Source organism: Phenylobacterium sp. (assembly GCF_037189685.1).
Taxonomy (GTDB): Bacteria; Pseudomonadota; Alphaproteobacteria; order Caulobacterales; family Caulobacteraceae; genus Phenylobacterium.
Genome location: NZ_JBBCIT010000006.1, coordinates 1 through 21,855 on the forward strand (window position 1 = coordinate 1; position 21,855 = coordinate 21,855).

Annotated in this window: 25 protein-coding genes; 14 read left to right on the forward strand and 11 right to left on the reverse strand. The window is 72.1% G+C overall.

Annotation, left to right across the window (positions count from 1 at the left end; all coding sequences use genetic code 11):
• Positions 1-283 (forward strand): hypothetical protein (locus tag WG212_RS03065; protein WP_337185595.1); only part of this gene is annotated, 283 nt, incomplete at its 5' end.
• 123 nt (positions 284-406) lie between these two features.
• Here the strand turns inward: WG212_RS03065 and WG212_RS03070 are convergent.
• On the reverse strand, positions 407-1,756 hold the full coding sequence (locus WG212_RS03070; protein WP_337185596.1) for a sorbosone dehydrogenase family protein: 1,350 nt from the start codon (positions 1,754-1,756) through the stop codon (positions 407-409).
• Between the two features lie 120 nt (positions 1,757-1,876).
• On the opposite strand from WG212_RS03070, the gene WG212_RS03075 reads away from it, so the two are divergent.
• Positions 1,877-3,022 (forward strand): serine hydrolase domain-containing protein, encoded by a 1,146-nt coding sequence (locus WG212_RS03075; protein WP_337185597.1) that lies wholly within the window; start codon positions 1,877-1,879, stop codon positions 3,020-3,022.
• Here the strand turns inward: WG212_RS03075 and WG212_RS03080 are convergent.
• Positions 3,019-4,512 carry an amidase gene (locus tag WG212_RS03080; RefSeq protein ID WP_337185598.1) on the reverse strand — a complete coding sequence of 498 codons (1,494 nt, stop codon included), beginning with the start codon at positions 4,510-4,512 and terminating at the stop codon, positions 3,019-3,021. The two genes, WG212_RS03075 and WG212_RS03080, sit on opposite strands and share 4 nt — an antisense overlap.
• Positions 4,513-4,589: 77 nt before the next feature.
• Positions 4,590-4,772, reverse strand: coding sequence for a DUF3008 family protein (locus tag WG212_RS03085; protein WP_337185599.1), 183 nt, complete (start codon positions 4,770-4,772; stop codon positions 4,590-4,592).
• A 118-nt stretch (positions 4,773-4,890) separates the two neighbouring features.
• On the opposite strand from WG212_RS03085, the gene WG212_RS03090 reads away from it, so the two are divergent.
• From WG212_RS03090 to WG212_RS03100, 3 genes are all read left to right on the forward strand, one after another.
• Positions 4,891-5,670: an ion channel gene (locus WG212_RS03090; protein WP_337185676.1), complete on the forward strand. Its 780-nt coding sequence runs from the start codon at positions 4,891-4,893 to the stop codon at positions 5,668-5,670.
• Positions 5,671-5,906: 236 nt separating this feature from the next.
• Positions 5,907-6,080 (forward strand): hypothetical protein, encoded by a 174-nt coding sequence (locus tag WG212_RS03095; protein WP_337185600.1) that lies wholly within the window; start codon positions 5,907-5,909, stop codon positions 6,078-6,080.
• A 55-nt stretch (positions 6,081-6,135) separates the two neighbouring features.
• Entirely contained in the window at positions 6,136-6,699 is a 564-nt protein-coding gene (locus WG212_RS03100) for an NTP transferase domain-containing protein (RefSeq protein ID WP_337185601.1), read from the forward strand.
• On the opposite strand, the gene WG212_RS03105 is transcribed toward WG212_RS03100, so the two are convergent.
• Positions 6,666-7,094: a hypothetical protein gene (locus tag WG212_RS03105; RefSeq protein ID WP_337185602.1), complete on the reverse strand. Its 429-nt coding sequence runs from the start codon at positions 7,092-7,094 to the stop codon at positions 6,666-6,668. The genes WG212_RS03100 and WG212_RS03105 overlap by 34 nt on opposite strands.
• 64 nt (positions 7,095-7,158) lie before the next feature.
• Entirely contained in the window at positions 7,159-7,422 is a 264-nt protein-coding gene (locus WG212_RS03110) for a hypothetical protein (protein ID WP_337185603.1), read from the reverse strand.
• A gap of 267 nt (positions 7,423-7,689) precedes the next feature.
• Here WG212_RS03110 and ccoN point away from each other — a divergent pair, with 267 nt between their 5' ends.
• Genes ccoN through hemN form a run of 9 tightly spaced genes read left to right on the forward strand, consistent with a single transcriptional unit; the run spans position 7,690 to position 16,784 of the window.
• The gene (ccoN, locus tag WG212_RS03115; RefSeq protein ID WP_337185677.1) at positions 7,690-9,213 is read left to right on the forward strand and encodes a cytochrome-c oxidase, cbb3-type subunit I; all 1,524 of its coding nucleotides are present in this window, start codon (positions 7,690-7,692) and stop codon (positions 9,211-9,213) included.
• Positions 9,214-9,223: 10 nt separating this feature from the next.
• On the forward strand, positions 9,224-9,961 hold the full coding sequence (ccoO, locus tag WG212_RS03120; RefSeq protein WP_337185604.1) for a cytochrome-c oxidase, cbb3-type subunit II: 738 nt from the start codon (positions 9,224-9,226) through the stop codon (positions 9,959-9,961).
• The gene (locus WG212_RS03125) at positions 9,958-10,125 is read left to right on the forward strand and encodes a cbb3-type cytochrome c oxidase subunit 3 (protein ID WP_337185605.1); all 168 of its coding nucleotides are present in this window, start codon (positions 9,958-9,960) and stop codon (positions 10,123-10,125) included. The genes ccoO and WG212_RS03125 overlap by 4 nt, the downstream gene beginning before the upstream one ends.
• Positions 10,118-11,050, forward strand: a complete 933-nt coding sequence (ccoP, locus tag WG212_RS03130) for a cytochrome-c oxidase, cbb3-type subunit III (RefSeq protein ID WP_337185606.1) — start codon at positions 10,118-10,120, stop codon at positions 11,048-11,050. The genes WG212_RS03125 and ccoP overlap by 8 nt, the downstream gene beginning before the upstream one ends.
• The gene (ccoG, locus tag WG212_RS03135; protein ID WP_337185607.1) at positions 11,047-12,543 is read left to right on the forward strand and encodes a cytochrome c oxidase accessory protein CcoG; all 1,497 of its coding nucleotides are present in this window, start codon (positions 11,047-11,049) and stop codon (positions 12,541-12,543) included. Before ccoP ends, ccoG begins: the two co-directional genes overlap by 4 nt.
• On the forward strand, positions 12,540-13,031 hold the full coding sequence (locus WG212_RS03140) for a FixH family protein (protein WP_337185608.1): 492 nt from the start codon (positions 12,540-12,542) through the stop codon (positions 13,029-13,031). The genes ccoG and WG212_RS03140 overlap by 4 nt, the downstream gene beginning before the upstream one ends.
• A complete protein-coding gene (locus tag WG212_RS03145) occupies positions 13,022-15,199 on the forward strand; it encodes a heavy metal translocating P-type ATPase (protein ID WP_337185609.1) in 2,178 nt (725 codons plus the stop codon). Before WG212_RS03140 ends, WG212_RS03145 begins: the two co-directional genes overlap by 10 nt.
• On the forward strand, positions 15,187-15,345 hold the full coding sequence (gene ccoS / locus WG212_RS03150; protein ID WP_337185610.1) for a cbb3-type cytochrome oxidase assembly protein CcoS: 159 nt from the start codon (positions 15,187-15,189) through the stop codon (positions 15,343-15,345). Before WG212_RS03145 ends, ccoS begins: the two co-directional genes overlap by 13 nt.
• Before the next feature lie 53 nt (positions 15,346-15,398).
• Complete coding sequence (gene hemN / locus WG212_RS03155) at positions 15,399-16,784, forward strand: oxygen-independent coproporphyrinogen III oxidase (protein WP_337185611.1); 1,386 nt, start codon at positions 15,399-15,401, stop codon at positions 16,782-16,784.
• Positions 16,785-17,021: 237 nt separating this feature from the next.
• Here hemN and WG212_RS03160 read toward each other — a convergent pair whose 3' ends face one another.
• From WG212_RS03160 to WG212_RS03185, 6 genes are all read right to left on the reverse strand, one after another.
• Complete coding sequence (locus WG212_RS03160; protein ID WP_337185612.1) at positions 17,022-17,435, reverse strand: response regulator; 414 nt, start codon at positions 17,433-17,435, stop codon at positions 17,022-17,024.
• An 80-nt stretch (positions 17,436-17,515) separates the two neighbouring features.
• Positions 17,516-18,124, reverse strand: a complete 609-nt coding sequence (fixJ, locus tag WG212_RS03165; protein WP_337185613.1) for a response regulator FixJ — start codon at positions 18,122-18,124, stop codon at positions 17,516-17,518.
• A complete protein-coding gene (locus WG212_RS03170; protein ID WP_337185614.1) occupies positions 18,117-19,562 on the reverse strand; it encodes a PAS domain S-box protein in 1,446 nt (481 codons plus the stop codon). Before WG212_RS03170 ends, fixJ begins: the two co-directional genes overlap by 8 nt.
• 128 nt (positions 19,563-19,690) lie before the next feature.
• Complete coding sequence (locus WG212_RS03175) at positions 19,691-20,539, reverse strand: universal stress protein (protein WP_337185615.1); 849 nt, start codon at positions 20,537-20,539, stop codon at positions 19,691-19,693.
• A 21-nt stretch (positions 20,540-20,560) separates the two neighbouring features.
• Complete coding sequence (locus WG212_RS03180; protein ID WP_337185616.1) at positions 20,561-20,920, reverse strand: c-type cytochrome; 360 nt, start codon at positions 20,918-20,920, stop codon at positions 20,561-20,563.
• Between the two features lie 17 nt (positions 20,921-20,937).
• A complete protein-coding gene (locus WG212_RS03185) occupies positions 20,938-21,807 on the reverse strand; it encodes a universal stress protein (protein ID WP_337185617.1) in 870 nt (289 codons plus the stop codon).
• Positions 21,808-21,855: the final 48 nt, after the last annotated feature.

Consider the following 21,855-nt stretch of genomic DNA (forward strand, 5'->3'; position numbering starts at 1 on the left):
CGACCCGAAAGGCGGCCCCGAAGGCAACGGCGACCTCATCGAAGGCGAGGCCCGCGAGGTTTCGCCGTCCGAACCCCAGCCGCCGCAGGCGCCCGAACATCCCCCTCAGTCGGTCCACGGATGCACACCGATCCCCACGGATGACGCCGACGCCCCTATCCGTGTGTCTCCGTGTGCATCCGTGGACCGTGCGAAGCACGAGCCGGCCTCACCCCCCAGCCCCGACCCCTTCGCCCACTGGCCCAGGCGCATCGTCCCGGACCACCCCTTCAACTCGAGCTGAAGCCCCAGCCGCCTCCTCCCCACTCGGGGAGGGGAACCATGCGCCGCATGGTGGAGGGGAGACCTCGCCCAGGCACGCCAGCCCGAACACCCCTCGCGGCGATCCGAAAGGCGGCGTCCCCGCTCAGCCGCCGGTCGCGGCCACGCGCCAGATGACGTCGCCCACGTCGTCGGCCACCAGCAGGCCGCCGCGGCCATCGACGGCCACGCCCACCGGCCGGCCCTGGATCTTGCCGTCCGCGTCCAGGAAGCCGGTCAGGAATTCCTGGGCGGGGGTCTGCGGCCGACCGCCCGCAAAGGGTACGAAGACCACCCGGTAGCCGGCCAGCGGCTTGCGGTTCCACGAGCCGTGCTGGCCGATGAACGCCCCGCCCCGATAGGCGGCGGGGAACGCCTCGCCGCGATAGAAGACGAGGCCCAGCGAGGCGGTGTGCGCGCCCAGGCCGTAGTCGGGCTTCAGCGCCGTGGCCACCCGGTCTGGCCGCTCGGGCGTCACCCGCTTGTCCACGATCGTGCCCCAGTAGCTGTAGGGCCATCCGTAGAATCCGCCGTCCTTGACGCTGGTGAGGTAGTCGGGCGGCAGGTCGGGGCCGATCTCGTCGCGCTCGTTGACCACGGTCCAGAGCGCCCCGGTCGCCGGCTCGAAGTCGAGGCCGTTGGGGTTGCGCAGGCCGCTGGCGAACACCCGCGCCTGCTTCGTCGCCAGGTCGTATTCCCAGACGGCCGCCCGGCCGGTCTCGGTCTCCAGGCCGTTCTCGCCGATGTTCGAGTCCGAGCCGACCGTCGCGTACAGCTTCGCGCCGTCCGGACTGGCCATGACGTTCTTGGTCCAGTGGTGGTTGCGCGGGCCGCCCGGAAGGCTGAACACCGGCGTCCCGGCGCCCGTCACCGACGTCTGCCCCGGCCGGTAGGGGAAGCTGACGACGCCGTCGGCGTTGGCCACGTACAGGGTCTCGCCCACCAGGGTCATGCCGAAGGGCGACTTCAGGCCGTGGGCGGCGCCCTGGGCGAACGTGGCCTTGGTCTCGGCCACGCCGTCGCCGTCGGCGTCGCGCAGCAGCGTGATGCGGTCGGCGCTGGGCGTCGTCGCCCCCACCCGCGACATCAGCAGCTTCGCGGCCCAGGCGCGGAAGCCGCCCTCCTTGATCGCCTTGGGCGGGGCGGCCGCCTCCGCCACCAGCACGTCGCCGTTGGGCAGGGCCAGCAGCCAGCGCGGGTGGTCCAGGCCGTCGGCGAAGCGGGTGACGGTGAAGCCGTCGGGCGCCACGGGCTTGGCCGTCCCCGACCAGCCCACCACCTCGGGCACGCCGATCTGCGGCAGCAGGCCCTTGTGCGGCGGCGGGATCGTGGGGTCGGGGCCGAAGCCGGCGAACGGGTCGCTGGAGCCCGGCGACGAACAGCCGGCCAGCAGCAGGGCGCAGGCGGCCGCCGCGGCGGCTCCCAGCGCGATCTTCGTCGTTCGAGAGGGGCTCATCGGCGTCTCCGGTCGTCGTCCGCGCGACGCTGCCGCGCGTCGGCCATTGCGTCCACCTCGGAAAGGCGGTGTGCTCCACGGCAAGGCAACAGGCCGCCCGCGCGGCCGAGGGGAGGGGCTATGGCGGACGGTGTCGTCGAGGGCGTGACCCACGATCGGTATGCGGCGGTGCGCGACGTGTTCGAGGCCAACCTGGCGTCGGGCGCCGACCTCGGCGCCGCGTTCTGCGCCACGGTCGAGGGCGAGACGGTGGTCGACCTGTGGGGCGGCTGGGCCGACCCGGCCAGGACCCGGCCGTGGACGCGCGACACCATCGTCAACGTCTACTCCACCACCAAGACCATGACGGCGCTGACCGCGCTGCTGGTCGCCGACCGGGGCGAACTGGACTTCGACGCGCCCGTGGCCCGCTACTGGCCCGAGTTCGCCGCGGCCGGGAAGGCGGACGTCAAGGTCAGCCACCTGATGAGCCATTCCGCCGGCCTCTCGGGCTGGAAGGAGCCGATCGCCAGGGAGGACCTCTACGACTGGGAGAAGATGACCCGCCTGCTGGCCGCCCAGACGCCCTTCTGGCCGCCCGGGACCGCGCCCGGCTACCACGCCCTGACCCAGGGCTATCTGGTGGGCGAGGTGATCCGGCGGATCACCGGCAAGTCGCTGGGAACGGTCTTCCGCGAGGAGATCGCCGAGCCCCTGGGCGCCGACTTCTGGATCGGGCTTCCGGCGTCCGAGGACGGCCGCGTGGCCGAGCTGGTCCCGCCCGCGCCCGGCACGACCCAGGCCGAGGTGCGCGGCCAGACCGAGATCCAGCGCAACATGGCCAACAACCCCGGCATCCACGTCGACGAGACGAAGACCCGCGCCTGGCGCGGCGCCGAGATCCCGGCGGCGGGCGGCACGGGCAACGCCCGCTCGGTCGCCGAGATTCACGCCATCCTGGCCAACGGCGGCGTGGCCCAGGGCCGGCGCTTCCTCAGCGAGGCGGGCTGCCGCAAGGCGCTGGAGCTGCAGATCGAGGGCGAGGACCTCTGCCTGGCCGGCCCCGCGCGCTTCGGGCTGGGCTTCGGCCTGGCGGGCGGCGCGGTCCCGCTGCCGAACCCCAACTCGATGTACTGGGGCGGCTACGGCGGTTCGCTCATCATCATCGACATGGACGCCCGGACCACCTTCGCCTACGCCATGAACCGCATGGTCGGCACGACCCAGGGCGACACCCGCGCCTTCGGGCTGGCGATGGCCATGTGGGCGGCGCTCGGGATCAGCTAGGCGCTGACCGGGGGCTTGCGATACGCCCAGGGCCGCGCGGCCTCGAGCTGATAGGCGAGTTGCAGCAGCAGGCCCTCCTGGCCGGCCCGCGCCGCGATCTGGGTCCCGACCGGCAGGCCCGCGTCGGTCCAGTGCAGCGGCACGCTCATCGACGGCGCGCCCGCCACGTTGTGCAGGGTGGTGTAGCCCACGTAGCGGATCAGGCGCTCGATCAGGGTGTCGAAGGCCACGTCGGGCCCGACGTAGCCCAGCGGGGGCGGTGGCGCGGCCAGCACGGGCGACAGGACGACGTCGAAGCCGCCGTCAGCGAACCAGGCGTCATAGGCGCGCACCGCCTCGGCCAGCCGCCCGATGGCCGCGGGCAGGGCGTCGGGCGCCGCCCTGGCCGCCATCCCGGCCATCCCCAGGCTGAACGGCTCCAGTACGGTGTCGTCCGCGGGACGTCCCGCGGCCTGGGCGTAGGCGTCGGCGATCTGTTTCGCGCCCGAGGCCCACAGCAGCAGGAAGTCCTGGATGAAGGTGGTGGCGATCGGCCACCTCGTCGGCGTGACCCGGTGGCCCAGGCTCTCCATCAGCCTGGCGGCGCTCTCGGTCGCGGCGCGCACCTCGGGATCGGGCGCATCTCCGGCGCCGCCGTCGAGGATCAGGCCCACGCGCAGGCGCCGCCGCAGCGGCCGGGTGACCAGCCCCACGGGCGCGAACCGGGCGCCGGGCCCGGCGTCCTCGGTGGCGGCGAAGGCGGTGGCCGAATCGCGGACGCTTCGGCTGACCACGTGCTCGACGCTGATGTCCGAGACCTGCTGCTCGCCGCGGGTCCCCACCATGCGGCCGCGCGACGGCTTCAGCCCGAACAGGCCGCAGCATGACGCCGGGATGCGGATCGAGCCGCCGCCGTCGCTGGCGTGGGCGATGGGCACGACGCCGGCGGCCACCGCCACGGCTGCGCCGCCCGACGACCCGCCGCTGGAGCGGGCGGTGTCCCAGGGGTTGCGCGTGGCGCCGAAGGCGACCGGCTCGGTGGTGGGAAGGAAGCCGAACTCCGGGGTCGAGGACTTCCCGATGACGACGAATCCGGCGCGGTCATAGGCCTCGCCGAAGGGCGTGCTGGCGGTGGCCGGCGCCTGGCCGAGCTGGATGCGCGATCCCGATCGGGTCGGCAGTCCCGCATAGTCGTCCAGGTCCTTGATGAGGAAGGGCACGCCCGCGAACGGTCCCGACGTGGGGCGCGCCTCGGCCTTGGCGATCGCGCGGTCGAAGTCGGAGGCCACCAGGAAGTCCAGCCGCGGCTGCAGGCGAACCGTGGCGTCGATGGCCGCCTTGACCGCCTCGGCGCTGCTGGTCCGCCCCGACCGGATGGCCTGGGCGGTCTCCACCGCGTCGGGCCATGCGCTGCGCACGGCCGGCGCCTTGGCGTGAGCCTGCGCCGCCAGCGTCCCGAACGAAAGGGCTCCGGCCGAAAGGCCGAACGCCCGCCGCGTGATCCGATCCATCTTCCCTCCCGTGGCCCGCTCTCATGGCGGGCCTGATCGCGGCAGGTTGGCCGGTTCGGGCGGCGAACGGCAAGGCCTCAGTTGCGGACGTGCTCGGGCTTGCCCTTTCGGGGGGTGGAGGCCATCCGCTCCAACTCGGCCTCGGACATCGAGAGCATCGACTTCGACGCGCCTTTCAGCTTGCCTTTGGGGGTGTCGCCGCGCTTGGCGGAGAGGGCCGCGCCGGCGGCCTTCTGCTGGGCGGCGGACTTGGCGGGCATGGGAGCCTCCTGGACTTTCCGCCGGCGCCGGATTGCGCCGACGCAGGATCAACCCCCACACTCGCCTGGAGTTCATTGTTGCGGACGGAGTCGCGGCGTGACGGAACACGCGGCCGACATGGCGAAGCGGCGCCGGCTTCCGCGCCTGCGCGTGAAGCTGCGCGAGCTGTACCATGGCAAGACCCCCGGCGCGGTGCGCTTCCGGCTATCGGTGATCGCGCTGGACTTCCTGCTGATCGCCTTCTTCATCGCCGCGCCGTTCCTGCGCGGATCGCCCGCGTATCTCGTCGTGGACTACGCCGTGGCGCTGATCCTGGCGGTGGACCTGGGCGCGCGGGTGCTGGCCGACACCAGCGTGAAGACGCTGGTCCGGCGGCCCGTGCTCTGGGTGGACCTGTTCGTCCTGCTGACCCTGCTGTTCCCGCTATGGCTGTTCAACCTCGCCTTCCTGCGGGTGCTGCGGCTGTGGTCGCTGTTCCACAGCAACCTGTTCTGGGAGACGGTCGGGCGCCGCTACGACGACACCCGCGTGGAGGATGTGACCAAGACCCTGGCGACGCTGGTCACCTATGTCTTCGTGGTGACGGGCTTCGTCTACGCCGGCTTCGCCCGCGAGCATCCCGGCATTCAGACCTATGTGGACGCGCTCTACTTCACCATGGCCACCATCACGACGACGGGCTTCGGCGACATCGTGCTCCCCGGCGCATGGGGCAAGTTGCTCACCATCGTCATCATGGTCTCGGGGATCACCCTGTTCGTCCGGCTGGCCCAGACGCTGATGCGGCCCGACAAGGTGCGGTTCCCGTGCCCGACCTGCGGTCTCCTGCGCCACGACCCGGACGCCGTGCACTGCAAGGCGTGCGGCGAGCAGCTCAACATCCCGAACGACGAGTAGCGGGCAGGCGCCCCATCCGCCCACAACTTTTGCGCGTCTCATGCAACAAATGCTGGCGGGCTCTGTAAGGCGGGTGCAACTTCCCAAACGCTGTTCGGGAAGGAAGGAATGATCCACCGCCGCTGCTGCGGGCCCCTGGCTTGACCGGCCGGTTGGCATGCATCGTCTACGTCGCAGCCTGCGCGGCGGCTCTCATGGCGGGTGCGGTCGCGGCGGCCGGGTGGATGGAGCCTGGGTTGAGACGAGCCGCCAACGTGGCCGTGTTCGGCCTCAGTGCGCCGTGGAGCCTGTTGGCGCATCAGGTGGCCGGCGCCGGGCCTGTCGGGCGCCTGGTCATGAGCGCCGCCGCCATGGCGCTGAATCTCGCCATCTTCCGGGCCATTCTCCGGCGCTTCCGGCGGCGGGGATGAGGTGTGTCGCGGCGTCGCGATTGCCCGAAGACCGGCGGCTGGGGCAAGTAGGGGCATGAGCCTTGGCGCCATCATCCTCACCGGGGGCCGCTCCACGCGGATGGGTGTGGACAAGGCGAACCTGGTCTGGGGCGGCCGACCGGCCGTGGAGCGCCTGGCCGAGGCTGCGCGCGAGGCGGGGGCCACCGTCGTCCTGACGGTCGGCGGCGGCGATCACGGCCTGCCCAGCACGCCCGATCCCGCGCCCGGACTGGGGCCGGCGGCCGGCGTCGCCGCCGGGGCGCGGGCGCTGGCGGCGCGGGGCGTGGCGCGGATGCTCGTGCTGGCGGTGGACGCGCCCACGTTGAGCGCGACCGACCTGGCGCCCCTGGTGTCGGCGCCGCCACCCGGAGCGGCCTATGAGGGTCTGCACCTCCCGTTCGTCGCCGACCTGGGCGCCCTGCCGTCGGGCGGGGAGGCGGGTGGCGCGCTGGGCCGGTTGCTGGATCGGGCGGGTCTCAGGCGGCTTCCGGCGCCCGAGGCCGCGGCGTTGCGCCTGCGTGGGGCGAACACGCCCGAAGAGCGCGCCGCCCTGGAGGCCGAGCTTCAGGCCCGCGGGAGGTCCTGGCCGGCGCGGTAGACCACCGCGATCTCGCTGCCGCCGAACAGGCGCGCGCCCACGCGGGCGAATCCGCCGAGGCGGGCGGCCAACGCCTCGATCCGCTCGAAGCCCTCGGGGGCTTCCTCGGGCGCGCCCATGCCGTCGTTGCTGACGCTGAGCTTGATGCGTCCGCCGTCGCGGGTGAGGCGGATCCAGACGTGACCCGCGCGGCCGTCGGGAAAGGCGCGGGCGGCCGTCAACGCCACGGCGACGGCCGCGATCTCGGCCAGCGCCGCGACGTCGCCGGCCGGCAGGTCGAGCCCCGGGTCGCATGTGACGTCGACCCGGTGTGGCCCCTCGGCGAAGGTTCGGGCCGCAGCTTCCAGCGCCGCGTGCGCCGCACCGGATTCCAGTCTGTTGTCGATCACGCTCATCTGAGCCTCCGGGATGATCCGGGGCCATCGGAAGGCGGGCGGCCCGCGCCCGCCTTGATCGGCGTCAAGCCGCCCGCGCCCGGAGCGGGGCGAACGCCAGGCGGAACGCGGCGAGCCCCGCCAGGACGAGGCTCGCCGCGCCGAGGCACCAACCACAATGGGGGTGGGGGCCGGCGCCACAGACGGTGCCGATCGACGCCATGTGCATCCGGGCCAGATCCGCCGCGAGGACCGCGCTGGCCGTCAGCGTCGCGCCCGTGAGAGCGGCGGCGGTCCGGAACAGGCGGTCTTCGGTGAAGGTGGCGCGGAAGCGCGTCGTGCGGCGCATCGTCGGTCTCCGATAGCGAAGCGAGAATGCCGCAGGGCGCGCCGGGCGACCTTGACCTGGATCAAGGCGACTCCTGTTGCGGTGCGGGATGAGGCCGGCGTCTCTCAGCTCACGCCCGTGGACTCCATGACCCAGGCTCTTTCCCTACGCGACGACACGCCGTTCGACGCCGTCGTCCTCTACGTCTTCACGGGGCTCGCTGCCCTGGCCGCCATCCTGGCCACGGCCTTCAGCCCCGATCCCAGTTTCCGGTTCCACGGCTGGGTGATGATCGCCGGCTTCGTCGGCGCGTTCGTCGTCATGTCGGTCGCCATCGCCAGCGGCCGGATGCGCGCCGATCCGACGCGCTACGCCGACGGCGTCATCCGCGCCGGCGTGATCGCCACCATGTTCTGGGCCGTCGCCGGCCTCGCCGCCGGGGTGGTCATCGCCGCCCAGCTGAGCTGGCCCGACGTCTTCTACTGGCCCGAGGCGCCGTGGCTGAACTTCGGTCGCCTGCGTCCCCTCCATACCTCGGCGGTGATCTTCGCCTTCGGCGGCAACGCCCTGATCGCCACGTCCTTCTATGTCGTCCAGCGCACCTGCAAGGCGCGGCTGGCGGGCGGCGCCTGGCCCTGGTTCGTCTTCTGGGGCTACCAGCTCTTCATCGTGCTGGCGGCCACCGGCTACCTGGCCGGGATCACCCAGTCGAAGGAGTACGCCGAGCCCGAGTGGTACGTGGACCTGTGGCTGACGATCGTGTGGGTCGCCTACCTGCTGGTGTTCCTGGGCACGATCTGGAAGCGGAAAGAGCCGCACATCTACGTGGCCAACTGGTTCTACCTGGCCTTCATCGTCACCATCGCCATCCTGCACCTGGTGAACAACGCCGCCGTGCCGGTGGGCCTGCTCCACGCCCGCAGCTACTCGGCCTACGCCGGCGTGCAGGACGCCCTGATCCAGTGGTGGTACGGCCACAACGCCGTGGGCTTCTTCCTCACCGCCGGCTTCCTGGCGATGATGTACTACTTCGTGCCCAAGCGGGTGGAGCGGCCGATCTATTCGTACCGGCTGTCGATCGTCCACTTCTGGTCGCTGATCTTCATCTACATCTGGGCCGGCCCGCACCACCTCCACTACACGGCCTTGCCGCAGTGGGCGCAGACGCTGGGCATGACCTTCTCGATCATGCTGTGGATGCCGAGCTGGGGCGGCATGATCAACGGCCTGATGACGCTCTCGGGCGCGTGGGACAAGCTGCGCACCGACCCGGTGGTGCGGATGATGGTGGTGGCCATCGCCTTCTACGGCATGGCCACCTTCGAAGGCCCGCTGATGTCGATCCGGGCGGTCAACTCGCTCAGCCACTACACCGACTGGGGCATCGGCCACGTCCATTCCGGCGCCCTGGGCTGGGTGGGCTTCATCAGCTTCGGTGCGATCTACTGCCTGGTCCCCTGGCTGTGGAAGAAGGACCGCCTGTACTCGAACGCCCTGGTCGAGTGGCACTTCTGGATCGCGACCACCGGCATCCTCCTCTACATCGCCGCGATGTGGGTCTCCGGCATCATGGAGGGCCTGATGTGGCGGGAGTACACGCCGCAGGGCTACCTCGCGAACGCCTTCGTCGAGACCGTCGCGGCCAAGCACGTCGAGAACGTCATCCGGACGGTCGGGGGCCTGATGTACCTCGCCGGCGCGGTGATCATGTCCTTCAACCTGTGGCGGACGATCCGCATGCCGGGCGCCGCGCCCGCGCCGCTGGCCACGCCGGTCGCCACGCCCACCCCCGCCCTCGCGGCGGCCGAGTAGGGGCCCTCCCATGTGGAAGCGTCACGAGAAGTTCGAGCGCCACTCGCTGTGGCTGGTCATCGGGATCATCATCACGGTCTCGATCGGCGGCCTCGTCGAGATCACCCCGCTCTTCTACCTGGAGAGCACGATCGAGCGGGTGAAGGGCGTGCGCCCCTACACCCCGCTGGAGCAGGCCGGCCGCGACATCTACGTCCGCGAGGGCTGCTACGTCTGCCACTCGCAGATGGTCCGCCCGCTGCGCGACGAGGTCGAGCGCTACGGCCACTACAGCCTGGCGGCCGAGAGCATGTACGATCACCCGTTCCAATGGGGGTCGAAGCGCACCGGCCCGGACCTGGCCCGCGTCGGCGGCAAGTACTCCGACAACTGGCACGTCGATCACCTCAGGAACCCGCGGGCGGTGGTGCCGGAATCCAACATGCCGCCCTACGCCTTCCTGGCGAAGACCGAGCTGGACTATCGCGCGATCGACAAGCACCTGAAGGCGCTCAGGGCCGTCGGCGTCCCCTACACCCAGGACCAGATCGACAACGCCAGGGCCGACCTGGAGACCCAGGTCGATCCCTTCGCGGGCGAGAGGTCGGGGCTCAAGCAGCGCTACGGCGCCAAGGTCGCCCAGCGCGACTTCGACGGCGATCCCTCCAAGATCACCGAGATGGACGCCCTGGTGGCCTACCTCCAGGTGCTGGGGACCATGGTCGATTTCCGCACCTACAAGGCGGAAGACCCGGAGAACCTGCGATGAGCGGCTTCAGCTACGAGGCCGTGGCGGCCTTCGCCCAGCAGGGCGGCACCCTCTACTTCGGCCTGATCTTCCTGGGCGGCCTGATCTACGCGCTCTGGCCGCGCCACAAGGCGGACTTCGACCGCCTCGCCAAGCTTCCCCTCGAGGACGACGACCATGTCTGAGCGCGAACGCGACGAGCATTCCGGCACGGAGACGACCGGCCACGAGTGGGACGGCATCAAGGAACTGGACACCCCGCTGCCGCGCTGGTGGCTGTGGGTCTGGTACGGGTCTATCGCCTGGGCGGTCGTCTACTGGGTCCTGATGCCCGCCTGGCCGGGGATCACCGGATACACCAAGGGCTTCCTGGGACATTCCGACCGCGCCCAGGTGGCGCGGGAACTGGACGGCCTGGCGGATCTGCGGCGGGCGGGAGAGAGCCGGCTGAAGACCGCGTCGCTCCAGCAGATCGAGGCCGATCCGGAGCTTCAGGCCTATGCGATGCAGGTCGGCCAGTCCGTGTTCGGCGACAACTGCGCCACCTGTCACGGGGCCGGCGGGGCGGGAGCCAAGGGCTATCCCAACCTGCGGGACGACGTGTGGCTGTGGGGCGGCAAGCTGGACGCCATCGCCCACACCATCCGCGTGGGCGTGCGCTCGGACCACGCCGGGGCGCTGGGCGAGGCGGTGATGCCCGCCTTCGGCCGGGACCAGATGCTGACCGGCGCCCAGGTCTCGGACCTGACCGAATATGTCATGGCCCTGTCCGGCCGGAAGGCCGACTCCGCCGCGGTGACGCGCGCGCGCCAGACCTACATCGATCAGTGCGGCGCCTGCCACGGGCCCGAAGGCGGTGGTGACGCCGCCCGCGGCATCCCGGACCTGACCGACGCCGAGTGGCTGTACGGCTCGACCCGCGAGGACATCCACGACCAGATCTGGAACGGCCGCAACGGCGTGATGCCGTCATGGGAAGCCCGCTTCTCGCCCGAGACCATCAAGGCGCTGGCGGTCTACGTCCACGCCAACGCGGGCGGTGAGCCCGAGCCGGTGGCGCCGCCTGCCCCGGCCGGGGAGGGCGCGGACGCCCGCGCCGCCGGGAGGTGACCACCGTCATCAACACCGTGAAGCGCGACGCCGCCCGTCGCGCGGAAGGCCCGGTCTCGGCCGCGGGCCGCGTGCGCGAGAAGGCCCGCGACAAGGGCAGCCTCTACAAGCCCCGCGTCCCGATCTATCCCAAGCTGGTCCACGGCCACTGGCGGCGGATCAAGTGGATCCTCCTGATCCTGATGCTCGCCGTCTACTATGTGACGCCGTGGATTCGCTGGGACCGGCCCGGCGCGCTGCCCGACCAGGCGGTGCTGGTCGATTTCTTCGGCCGCCGCTTCTACGTCTTCGGCATCCAGCTCTGGCCCCAGGAGGTGCACTTCATCACCGGCCTGCTGGTGATCGGGGCGCTGGCGCTGTTCCTGGTCACCGCCCTCTTCGGGCGGCTGTGGTGCGGCTACGCCTGCCCGCAGACGGTGTGGACCGACCTCTACATCTACATCGAGCGCTTCTTCGAGGGCGACCGCAACGCGCGCATGCGCCTGGCCGCCGCGCCGTGGTCGTTCGACAAGCTGTGGCGCAAGGCCGGCAAGCACGCGGTCTGGCTGGGCGTGGCCTTCGGGACCGGCGGCGCCTGGATCTTCTACTTCCGCGACGCGCCCACGCTCTTCGTGGAGTTCTGGACCGGCCGCGCGCCCATCCAGTCCTATATCTCGTGCGCCCTCCTGACCGCCACCACCTATGTCTTCGCGGGCCACATGCGCGAGCAGGTCTGCACCTACATGTGCCCCTGGCCGCGCATCCAGGGCGCCATGCTGGACGAGCATTCGCTCCAGGTGACCTACCGGTTCGATCGCGGCGAGCCCCGCGGGGCGCACAAGAAGAACCAGGGCTGGGAGGGGCGCGGCGACTGCATCGACTGCCAGGCCTGCGTGGTCGCGTGTCCCATGGGCATCGACATCCGCGACGGCGCGCAGATGGAGTGCATCAACTGCGCGCTGTGCATCGACGCCTGCGACGAGATCATGGACCGCGTCGGTCGGCCCCGTTCGCTCATCGCCTACGACACCGACGCCGCCGTCGCTGCGCGCAGCCAGGGCCAGCGGCCGGTCTACAAGCTGATCCGCAGCCGCACCCTCTACTATGGCCTGGCCCTGGTCGTCGTGTCGGCGCTGGTGGTCTATGGCCTGGCCACGCGCCAGGCGCTGGAGGTGCATGCGCTCCGCGACAGGAACCCCACCTTCATCCGCCTCCACGACGGCTCGGTTCGCAACGGCTACACGCTGAAGATCGCCAACCGCACCTTCGAGCCGCAGGCGGTGGTGATCTCGCTGGAGGGCGTGCCCGGCGCCAGCCTGCGCATCCCCGGGGGCGAGACCGGCCAGGTGCTGCACGCCGTCGCGCCCCCCAACGAGGTGCGGGCTGTCCGCGTGTTCGTCACCGGCGCGCCGGGTCAGGCCGACCAGCCCGCCGCGCGCTTCATCGTCCGTGGCGCGGGCGAGGCGGCAGTCGCCAAGACAACGTTCCTGACCGGCGCGGAGGCGTCCCCATGAGCTTGCAGAACCGGGCCGCCCGGCGGCCGTTCGAGATCCGCGGCTGGCACGTGCTGGCGTCGGTGACGGCGTTCTTCGGCGTGATCATCGCCGTGGACGTCGCGTTCCTGATCCTGGCCTACCGGACCTTCCCGGGGCAGGTGTCGGTGACGCCCTACGAGGACGGGCTGCTCTACAATCGCCGGATCGCCGACCTCGAGGCGCAGGAGCGTCTGGGCTGGCGTGCGGCGGCCGAAGCCGCGCCGGGCGAAGTGGCCCTCACCGTCGTGGATCGTGACGGACGTCCATTGTCGGGCCTGACGGTGGCCGGCCGGCTCCAACGCCCGGCCACCGCGGCGGGGGCGGTCGATCTCGTCTTCGTCGAGGCCCAGCCGGGCCGCTACGTCGCCCCGGTCGGCCGGCTGAGCGGCGCGTGGGATCTGACCGCCGCCGCCCAGGGGCCCTCGGGCGGCCGGTTCTCGGCCGAGCGGAGGCTGACATGGCCGTGACCTGGGAGCGCGACACTCCCGACCTTTCGGCCTTCCTGCGCCGGCGGGCCGACGGGCGGGCGGGCCTCGACCTGCTCGTGCCCGACGCCCGCTGCGTCGGCTGCCTGTCGAAGATCGAGCGCGAGGTCGCCGCCGTTCCGGGCGTGGCCTCGGCGCGCCTGAACCTGACGCAGAAGCGGCTGGCGGTGGAGTTCGCCGGGCCGCGCGGCGATCCGGCGGCGGTGGTGCGGACGCTGGGCCGGCTGGGCTATCCGGCGACGCCCTACGATCCCGGCCAGGCGCGCGACGCCCATGACCGCGAGGGCCGCGAGCTGATCCTGGCCATGGCCGTGGCCGCCTTCGGCGTCATGAACACCATGATGTTCTCGGTGCCGGTGTGGGCCGGGCTGTTCGGCCAGGAGCTGGGGCCCGCCTCGCGCACCCTGATGATGTGGTTCTCGGGCCTGGTGGGCGCGCCCTGCGCCCTCTATGCCGGCATGCCCTTCTTCCGCTCGGCCTGGCGCTCGCTGAAGGCGCGGCGGGCGAACATGGACGTGCCGATCTCGATCGGCGTGCTGCTGACCCTGGGCGTCAGCTTCTCCGAGACGGTGCTTCAAGGCCGCGACGCCTATTTCGACGCCGCCGTCTCGCTCCTGTTCCTGCTGCTCATCGGCCGCTGGCTGGAGCATCGCCTGCGCGCCCGCGCGTCCAGCGCCGCCGCCGACCTCCTGGCGCTCCAGTCGCCCACCGCCACGGTGATCCTGGGCGACGAGAGCCTGACGGCCCGTCCGCTGGCCGACGTGCAGCCCGGCGACCGGCTGCTGGTGCGCCCCGGCGAACGGATTCCCGTCGACAGCCGGATCGTCGCCGGCGCCTCCGAGCTCGACAACAGCCTGCTGACCGGCGAGACGAGGCCCGCCGCCGTCGCCATCGGCGGCGAATGCCGGGCCGGCGCGCTGAACCTGTCGGGGGCGCTGACCCTGGTGGCGATGGCGCGCTCGGAGGATTCGGCCGTCGCCGCGATCGCGCGCCTGGTCGAGGCGGGGGCGCAGTCCAAGTCGCGCTACGTGCGGCTCGCCGACAAGGCCGCCGCCGTCTATGTGCCGGTGGTCCACAGCCTGGCGCTGCTCACCTTCGCGGGCGGCTGGATGGTGGGCCTGGGCCCCCGCGAGGCGCTGATCCGGGCCGCCGCGCTGCTGATCGTCACCTGTCCCTGCGCCCTGGGCCTGGCCGTGCCGGCCGTGCAGATCACCGCCTCGGCGCGCCTGTTCCGTCGCGGCGTGCTGGTGAAGTCGGGCGCGGCGCTGGAGCGGCTGGCCGAGGCCGACACCGTGGTCTTCGACAAGACCGGCGTGCTCACCCTGGGCCGCCCCCGCCTGATCGACGCCGCGCCCCAGGTGGTGCGGATGGCCGCGCCGCTGGCGCGGGCCTCGCGCCATCCGCTGGCCCGCGCGCTGGCCGAGGCGGCGGGCGACGGTCCGATGGCGAGCGACGTCGCCGAGGTCGCCGGCCAGGGCGTCGGGGGCGTGATCGACGGCCGCCGCGCCCGCCTCGGCCGCGCCCGCTTCCTGAGCGTCGAGAGCCACGGCGAGGAGACCGAGCTGTGGTTCGGCTTCGACGGCGACACCCGCGTCCGCTTCCGCTTCGCCGACAGCCTGCGCCCCGACGCCGCCGAGGCCGTGGCGGCGCTCAAGGCCCGTGGGCTGGCCGTGCAGGTGCTGTCGGGCGATCTGGAGGGGCCCGTGGCGCGGATCGCCGGAGCCGTCGGCGTCGCGGAGTGGCGGGCGGCCTGCACGCCGCAGGACAAGGCGGCCGCCGTCGACGCGCTTACCGCCCGGGGTTGCAAGGTGCTGATGGTGGGCGACGGCCTGAACGATGCGGGCGCGCTGGCCAAGGCGCACGCCGCCATGGCGCCCGGAACCGCGCTGGAGGCCAGTCAGAACGCCGCCGACCTGGTCTTTTCGGGCGATCGGCTGGGCGCGGTGGTCGAGGCCCTCGACATCGCCCGCAGCGCCCGGACGCGCGCCCTCGAGAACTTCGGCCTCGCCACGATCTACAACCTGCTGGCCGCGCCGGCGGCGATGCTGGGGTTCGTCAATCCGTTCGTGGCCGCCATCGCCATGTCGGTGTCGTCACTGGTGGTGACGCTGAACGCCCTGCGCACGGGAGCCCGCAGATGGACATCCTGATGTTCCTCGCCCCCTTCTCCCTCGGCTTGGGCCTGATGGCCGTGGGCGCCTTCTGGTGGACCATGAAGGCGAACCAGTACGACGATCCCGCCGGCGACGCCGCGCGCATCCTGGCCGAGGATCCCGAAGACCGTCCGGCCGCCTGACGGCCGTTGATCTGGATCAGGGCGAAGCGCCGCGGGCCGGGCGATGGGTCGGCATGAGCATCGATCCGATCATCACCGCCCGCGCCCGCCGCCAGGCCGACCTCGTCGCGCGCTACGATGGTCGCGCGCCGCGCTACACCAGCTATCCCACGGCCGTACAGTTCGGCCCGCATGTGGACGAGGCCGCCTATCGCGGTTGGCTGGCCGGTCTCGCGACGGACAAGCCGGTCTCGCTCTATGTCCACGTGCCGTTCTGCGCCCGGCTGTGCTGGTACTGCGGCTGCAACACGCGCGCGGTGAACCGGCACGAGCCGGTGGCGGACTACCTGAACCTCCTTCTCCGCGAGGCGACCCTGCTGCGCGAGGCGCTGCCGAGGCGGCTGGCGGTGAGTCACGTCCACCTGGGCGGCGGCTCGCCGAACATGCTGACGCCCGAGGATCTGGACAGCCTCTTCGCCGGTCTCGCGCGCGCGTTCGACATCCCGGCCGGCGTCGAACTGGCCGCCGAGCTGGACCCGGCGCACCTCACCCGCGACTGGGTCGAGGCCGCCGCCTTCCACGGCCTGAACCGCGCCAGCCTGGGCGTGCAGAACCTGGACCCGGCGGTCCAGCAGGCCATCAACCGCCAGGAGACCTTCGAGCAGGTGGCCGACGCCGTCGGCTGGCTGCGCGAGGCCGGCGTCGGCTCGGTGAACGTGGACCTCATGTATGGGCTGCCCCACCAGACCGTGGGCAACACGCTCTCGACCCTGGAGGCGATCCTCGGCCTCTCGCCCGAGCGCATCGCCCTGTTCGGCTACGCCCACGTGCCCTGGATGAAGGCGCACCAGCAGCTCATCGACGAGGCCGCCCTGCCGGGGCCTGCGGCGCGGCTGGACCAGGCCGAGCAGGCCGCCGCCCGACTGGCCGACGCCGGCTACGTCCGCGTGGGCCTGGACCACTTCGCCCGCGCCGACGACCCGATGGCCCGCGCGCTGGAGACCGGGGGGCTGCGCCGCAACTTCCAGGGCTACACCACCGACGACGCCGAGGTTCTGCTGGGCCTGGGCGCTTCGGCGATCGGGCGGCTGCCGCAGGGCTTCGTCCAGAACGCGGCGCAGGAGGTGGCCTGGCGGGCCGCGGTGGCCGCCGGGCGGCTGCCCGTGGCGCGCGGCGCGGAGCTGACGGCGGACGACCGGTTCCGGGGCGAGATCATCGAGCGGCTGATGTGCGACCTGTCCGTCGACCTGGAGGCGGTCTGCCGGAAACATCGGCGCGTGCTGGCCGACCTGGCCGGGAGCGTCGAGGCCCTGGCCCCGTTCCTGGCCGACGGCCTGGTGCGCCTGGAAGGCGCCCGGCTCCATGTGTCGGGCGACGGCCGGCTGGTCGTCCGCTCGATCTGCGCCGCCTTCGACGCCTATTTCGCGCCCGAGGCCGGTCGGCACTCGCGTGCGCTGTAGGGCCTTTGATCGGGATCAAGGTGGGCGCCCCGCGCCGGGACCATTCTCCAAGGCGAAAGGAGACCGATCCATGATCACCCCGTTCCTGAGCATGGTCCTCGCCGGCTATGCCGCCTTCATCGGCGTGGTGCTGTACGTGTGGGTCAAGGAGAGGCTGGGCGACTTCCGACCTTAGCAGCCGCAGGCTCGCGTCCGGCGAGGGGATGGTCTCCGCCGTACCCCCCCTGTAAGCGCCGTTCAGCTCCGGCTGGGCGGCGCTCTTTCTATGGTCGCGCGTGTGGCGATGGCGTCGCGTATGGCCGGCGCCAGCAGGTCGCCCGTCAGCGGCTTCTCCAGGATCGGGACGGCCGCCTCGGCGGCGGCGGCGCGGAAGGCCGGCTTGGGATGGCTGGTGATGAGGATGGCAGGCACGCCCGCGCGCCGACCGCGGAAGAGGCGCAGGGTCTCGAGGCCCGAGGCGCCCGGCAGGCGCTCGTCGATGACCAGGCAGTCGACCGGGGCGTCCGGCGCCGTCAGCAGCAGGGCCTCGCCGGACTCGAAGGTCTCGACCCGGAAGCCTTCGAGGTCGAGGGTGAAGGCCAGCGCGCGCCGCACGGCGTCGTCGTCGTCGACGACGAAGACGATGGGCGGGTCCGGAACGGGCGCGAGCATGGAGCCAGGATGCGGCGGCGGTCCGGCGCGCGCCTTGATATGCCGCAACATTTCCGGGCCGCAGCCCTGACGCCTGCGCCCTAGAACCCGGCCAGGAGGGCGATGCGGACCAGTTCCGAGAGGCCGTTCGCGTGGGTCTTGCTCATGACGTTCGCCCGGTAGACCTCGACGGTGCGGGGACTGATGCCCAGCTCATGGGCGATCACCTTGTTCATCTTGCCGGCGATGACGCCGCGCAGCACGTCCTTCTCCCGGGGCGAGAGGGTGGCCAGCATCTGCTCGAAGCGCTGCCGCTCCTGATCCTGCACGCCCGTCTTCTGCTGCTCGGCGATTGCGGTGCGGATCGAGCGGATCAGGGTCTCGTCCTCGAACGGCTTCTCGATGAAGTCGACCACACCCGCGCGCATGGCCTCGACCGCCAGCGGCACGTCGCCGTGGCCGGTGATGACGATGACGGGCAGGGTGACGCCGCGCTCCTTCAGCCGACGCACGAGCTCCAGGCCGCTCATCTCGGGCATGCGGACGTCCGTGACGATGCAGCCGTGGGTCAGGGACCCCGACACCTCCAGGAACTCGGGCGCCGAGCCATAGGCCCTGGCGGGCAGGTCGTTCATCTCGAGGACGAAGCTCAGCGACACCCGCACGGCCTCGTCGTCGTCGATCAGATGCACGACCGGCTCACTACTCATCGTCCGTCAGCTCCTCCTCGCGCACGCCCCGGAGCGTGAAGCGGAAGACCGCCCCGCCCGCGGGATTGGGTTCGGCCCAGATCCGTCCCCCGTGCGCCTCGATGATGGTCCGGGAGATGGACAGCCCGATCCCCATGCCATGCGCCTTGGTGGTCATGAAAGGCTGGAAGAGCTGCTTCGCCGCCTCGTCGCTGATTCCGTGGCCGGTGTCGGAGACCCAGACCTCCACCATGTCGTCGGCCACTGGCCTCGCTCCGACGACCAGGTCCTTGCGCTGGGCGCCGTCCATGGCCTCCACGGCGTTGCGGATGAGGTTGAGCGCCACTTGCTGGATCTGCACCTTGTCGGCCAGGACGAGGTTCACGCCCGGGTCCATCTCGAAGCGCAGGCGCACGTTGCGCTCGCGGGCGCCCACCATCGCCAGGGCCCCGGCCTCCTCGAGCAGGGTGGGCAGGTTCTCGATGCGCCGCTCGGCCTCGCCCTTGGCCACGAAGTCGCGCAGGCGGCGAATGATGTGGCCGGCGCGCAGGGCCTGGTCGGCGCCCTGGGAGATCATGTCCTCCAGCCGCGCCACGTCGGTGGGCTGGCGTTTCAGAAGGACCAGGCAGCCCTTCATGAAGTTGGTGGCCGCGGTCAGCGGCTGGTTGAGCTCGTGCGCCAGCGCCGAGGCCATCTCGCCCAGGGCGGTCAGGCGCGAGACGTGGACCAGTTCGCCCTGGAGGTCCTGCAGCCGACGCTCGGCCGCCTGGCGTTCGCTGAGATCCCGGACGAAGCCGGTGAAGTATCGCCGCTCGCCCGAGTGCATCTCGCCGACCGCCAGCTCCATCGGGAAGGTGGTGCCGTCCTTGCGCTCGCCCACCACCACGCGGCCGATGCCGATGATCCGCCGCTCGCCGGTCTGGAGGTAGCGGCCCAGATAGGCGTCGTGCGCCGAACGATAGGGTTCGGGCATCAGCAGGCTGACGTTCCGCCCGATAGCCTCGTCGGCGACCCAGCCGAACTGGCGCTCGGCGGCGCTGCTGAACGACTGCATGATCCCGTGTTCGTCGATGACGATCATGGCGTCGGGCACGGTGTCGAGGATCGACTGGAGATGCGCCTCGCGCGCGGCGAGGTCCTCGACGGCCGCGGCCGCAGCGCGCGCGTACCGGTTCATGGCCTGGCCCGCGAAGCCGCAGGCCCCGCCGATGGCGATGAACAGCACCATCGAGATCACGCTCTGGGGATCGCCGGCGATGGCGGAGCCCAGGGTCAGGAGATAGAAGAAGAGGGCGAGGGCCGTGGCCAGCAGGGCGGGGCCGACCCCGCCGAACGCGCCGGCGGCCAGGACCGCCGGGATGAAGAGCAGGAAGTCGGGCCGGCCGTCGTAGGCGCCGTCGAGGAACATCCGGACGGCCGCGCAGGCGCCGCCGGCCGCAATGGCGACACCGTAGCCCACGGCCCGGCCCGGAAACGCGCGCCCCCCGCGAAGTGTCGACTCCGCACCCACACCGTCACCCCTACGGCCGACGGGCGCCGGTGACAAGCCGGCGGCGATCTCCGCCGTCGTGCGGCGTTCCGCGCCGCTCAGTGGGACATCAGGACCGGGCAAGGCGGGGCTTCCAGTATGGCCGCCGTGGCGCCGCCGAGGACGAACTGGCGCAGCCGCGCATGGCCGAAGCCCCCCATCACGAGCAGGTCCGGCGCGGCGTCCGCGACGAAATCGCCCAGGCGCCGGCCGATCGGCCGGCCCTCTCCGCCACGCTCGTCGACGACGGCGTCGATCCCGTGACGCGCCAGGTGGCGGACCAGCGGCGCAGCGGCGCCGGCGGCCACCTCGGCCTTCTCGCCCAGGGCGGCGAAGATCGTGACGCGGGCCGCGCGCGCCAGCGCGGGGAGGGCGTCGGCGGTCGCCCGAGCGGCCCGGGCGCTTCCGTCCCAGGCGATGGCGACGTGCCGGAAGCCGTCGGCCGGCGCGACCTCCGCCGTCTCGGGGTAGACCAGCACCGGCCGTCCCGAGCCGAACAGAAGCGCCTCGGCCAGGCTCCGGTCGGCGGCGACCTCGGGGCCGATCGGCGTGAGCGCCAGGTCATGGGTGCGGGCGACGCGGCAGATGGCGTCGGCCTCCTCGTACAGCGTCACGGAAAGCGCCTCGGTGCGAAAGGCCACGCCCGACTCCTCGGCCGCGATCGCGGCGCAGGTCGCCTCCAGGTGGGCCGTGGCCGCGCTGCGCGCCTCCTCCAGGCTTGCGATGCGATCGAAGTCCATCAGCGCGCGGGCCAGGGGATTGCCCACCTGGGGGATGTCGATCCTCGGGACCAGCAGGGTCAGGTCGCCGCCGAGCCGGCGCGCCAGCGCCACGCCGCTGCGCAGCGCCCGGTCGGGGGTGGCGTCGGGATAGGTGAGGGCGGTCAGAAGGATGTCGCGGAACGGCATGTCGAGGATCTCCGCGCCGGCTCACTCCCGGCGCAAGGTCTGAAGATAGGCGATCAGATCCTCGGCCTCGGAGGCCGTGAAGCTGACCGGGGGCATGCGGTCGAAGCCGTGCTCGGCGACCTCGGTGAAGCGTTTCTGGAGGGAGATTGCGTTATAGCGGCGCGCCAGGTCCCGGAAGGACGGCCCGTCCTGCGCCCCGCCGTCGTCGAGGCCGACGGTGTGACACCCGGCGCAGCGGCGCGCCGCGAAGGCGGCCCCCCGTTCGGCGGCGGGGTCCAGTCCCGCCACGGCCGGCGCCGCCGGCGTGGTGGCGCAGGCCCCCACGCCGAGAAGGGGAAGGCCGAGGGCGAACAGGCCCAGGATGATCGCCGGTCTTCGCATGGGACCTCGCCGTCGGTTCAGTGGCTCATCAGGATGAACCGGCCGGGCCGATGAATGAAGTCGTCGGTGACGCCGCCGAAGACCCATTCTCGCAGCCGGCTGTGACCGAAGGCGCCGCAGACGAGGAGGTCGGCCCCGGCGGCGTCGGCGACCCGCTGGATCTCCTCGCTGACCGCGGCGCTGTCCAGGGGCGAGACCTGGCCACGGGCGGGAACGCCGTGGCGGCGCAGGCTCGTGGCGACGTCCGCGACCTCGGCCTCGGCCGCGTCGGCAGCGTCCGGCTTGCAGACGGCCAGGACGATCACGTCGGTCGCGGCCGACAGGAAGGGAAGCGCGTCGTCCAGGGCGCGGCGGCACTCGCGGGTGTTCTTCCAGGCCACGACGATCACATCGGCCCGCAGTCGGCGGCGGCCTTCAGGGACGATCAGGACGGGACGCCCCGCCGTCATCACCACGTCGGCCGGATCGGCCGAGCGGGCCCGGCCTCCGGCCTGGCGGCCGCTGGCGACGATGAGGTCGGCCGCGCGGGCATGGTGCGCCAGCGCCTCGTGCGGATAGGCCTGCTCGGTGCGCCATTCGACATCGGCTCCGGCCGCATCGCGGCGGAAGGCGGCTTCGGCGGCCTTCAGGTCCTTGGCGATCTGTTCCTGGATGAGGGCCACCCACTCGCCGGCCGCGTAACCCGAGAACGGGTCGGGCGTCGGGAAGGGGTCGAACGTCTCCGCGCCCAGGCCGATGAGGCGGGCGCCGAGGTCGCGGGCGAGCTGGGCGGCGGCCGCCACGCGGGCGGATGCGCCGGCTTCGGGCTCGGCGTGGACCATGATCGTCGCATATCCGGGCGTGCAGGCGGCGACCTGGCCGGCGGGTCGATCCTCGGTCTTCTGCATGGGAAGGCTCCACGTCTCGAGGGGGCGGCCGGCGCTCATGCCTGCGGC

What these genes read in the sequence shown, in the direction of transcription:
- WG212_RS03100 (WP_337185601.1), top strand. Translation starts at nt 6,136, where the DNA reads ATGAGCCTTGGCGCCATCATCCTCACCGGGGGCCGCTCCACGCGGATG.
- WG212_RS03140 (WP_337185608.1), top strand. Translation starts at nt 12,540, where the DNA reads ATGAGCTTGCAGAACCGGGCCGCCCGGCGGCCGTTCGAGATCCGCGGC.
- WG212_RS03125 (WP_337185605.1), top strand. Translation starts at nt 9,958, where the DNA reads ATGAGCGGCTTCAGCTACGAGGCCGTGGCGGCCTTCGCCCAGCAGGGC.
- WG212_RS03090 (WP_337185676.1), top strand. Translation starts at nt 4,891, where the DNA reads ATGGCGAAGCGGCGCCGGCTTCCGCGCCTGCGCGTGAAGCTGCGCGAG.
- WG212_RS03145 (WP_337185609.1), top strand. Translation starts at nt 13,022, where the DNA reads ATGGCCGTGACCTGGGAGCGCGACACTCCCGACCTTTCGGCCTTCCTG.
- ccoO (WP_337185604.1), top strand. Translation starts at nt 9,224, where the DNA reads ATGTGGAAGCGTCACGAGAAGTTCGAGCGCCACTCGCTGTGGCTGGTC.
- ccoN (WP_337185677.1), top strand. Translation starts at nt 7,690, where the DNA reads ATGATCGCCGGCTTCGTCGGCGCGTTCGTCGTCATGTCGGTCGCCATC.
- WG212_RS03180 (WP_337185616.1), bottom strand. Translation starts at nt 20,920, where the DNA reads ATGCGAAGACCGGCGATCATCCTGGGCCTGTTCGCCCTCGGCCTTCCC.
- ccoS (WP_337185610.1), top strand. Translation starts at nt 15,187, where the DNA reads ATGGACATCCTGATGTTCCTCGCCCCCTTCTCCCTCGGCTTGGGCCTG.
- ccoP (WP_337185606.1), top strand. Translation starts at nt 10,118, where the DNA reads ATGTCTGAGCGCGAACGCGACGAGCATTCCGGCACGGAGACGACCGGC.
- WG212_RS03080 (WP_337185598.1), bottom strand. Translation starts at nt 4,512, where the DNA reads ATGGATCGGATCACGCGGCGGGCGTTCGGCCTTTCGGCCGGAGCCCTT.
- WG212_RS03175 (WP_337185615.1), bottom strand. Translation starts at nt 20,539, where the DNA reads ATGCCGTTCCGCGACATCCTTCTGACCGCCCTCACCTATCCCGACGCC.
- fixJ (WP_337185613.1), bottom strand. Translation starts at nt 18,124, where the DNA reads ATGAGTAGTGAGCCGGTCGTGCATCTGATCGACGACGACGAGGCCGTG.
- WG212_RS03110 (WP_337185603.1), bottom strand. Translation starts at nt 7,422, where the DNA reads ATGCGCCGCACGACGCGCTTCCGCGCCACCTTCACCGAAGACCGCCTG.
- hemN (WP_337185611.1), top strand. Translation starts at nt 15,399, where the DNA reads ATGAGCATCGATCCGATCATCACCGCCCGCGCCCGCCGCCAGGCCGAC.
- WG212_RS03070 (WP_337185596.1), bottom strand. Translation starts at nt 1,756, where the DNA reads ATGAGCCCCTCTCGAACGACGAAGATCGCGCTGGGAGCCGCCGCGGCG.
- WG212_RS03085 (WP_337185599.1), bottom strand. Translation starts at nt 4,772, where the DNA reads ATGCCCGCCAAGTCCGCCGCCCAGCAGAAGGCCGCCGGCGCGGCCCTC.
- WG212_RS03075 (WP_337185597.1), top strand. Translation starts at nt 1,877, where the DNA reads ATGGCGGACGGTGTCGTCGAGGGCGTGACCCACGATCGGTATGCGGCG.
- WG212_RS03185 (WP_337185617.1), bottom strand. Translation starts at nt 21,807, where the DNA reads ATGCAGAAGACCGAGGATCGACCCGCCGGCCAGGTCGCCGCCTGCACG.
- WG212_RS03105 (WP_337185602.1), bottom strand. Translation starts at nt 7,094, where the DNA reads ATGAGCGTGATCGACAACAGACTGGAATCCGGTGCGGCGCACGCGGCG.
- WG212_RS03160 (WP_337185612.1), bottom strand. Translation starts at nt 17,435, where the DNA reads ATGCTCGCGCCCGTTCCGGACCCGCCCATCGTCTTCGTCGTCGACGAC.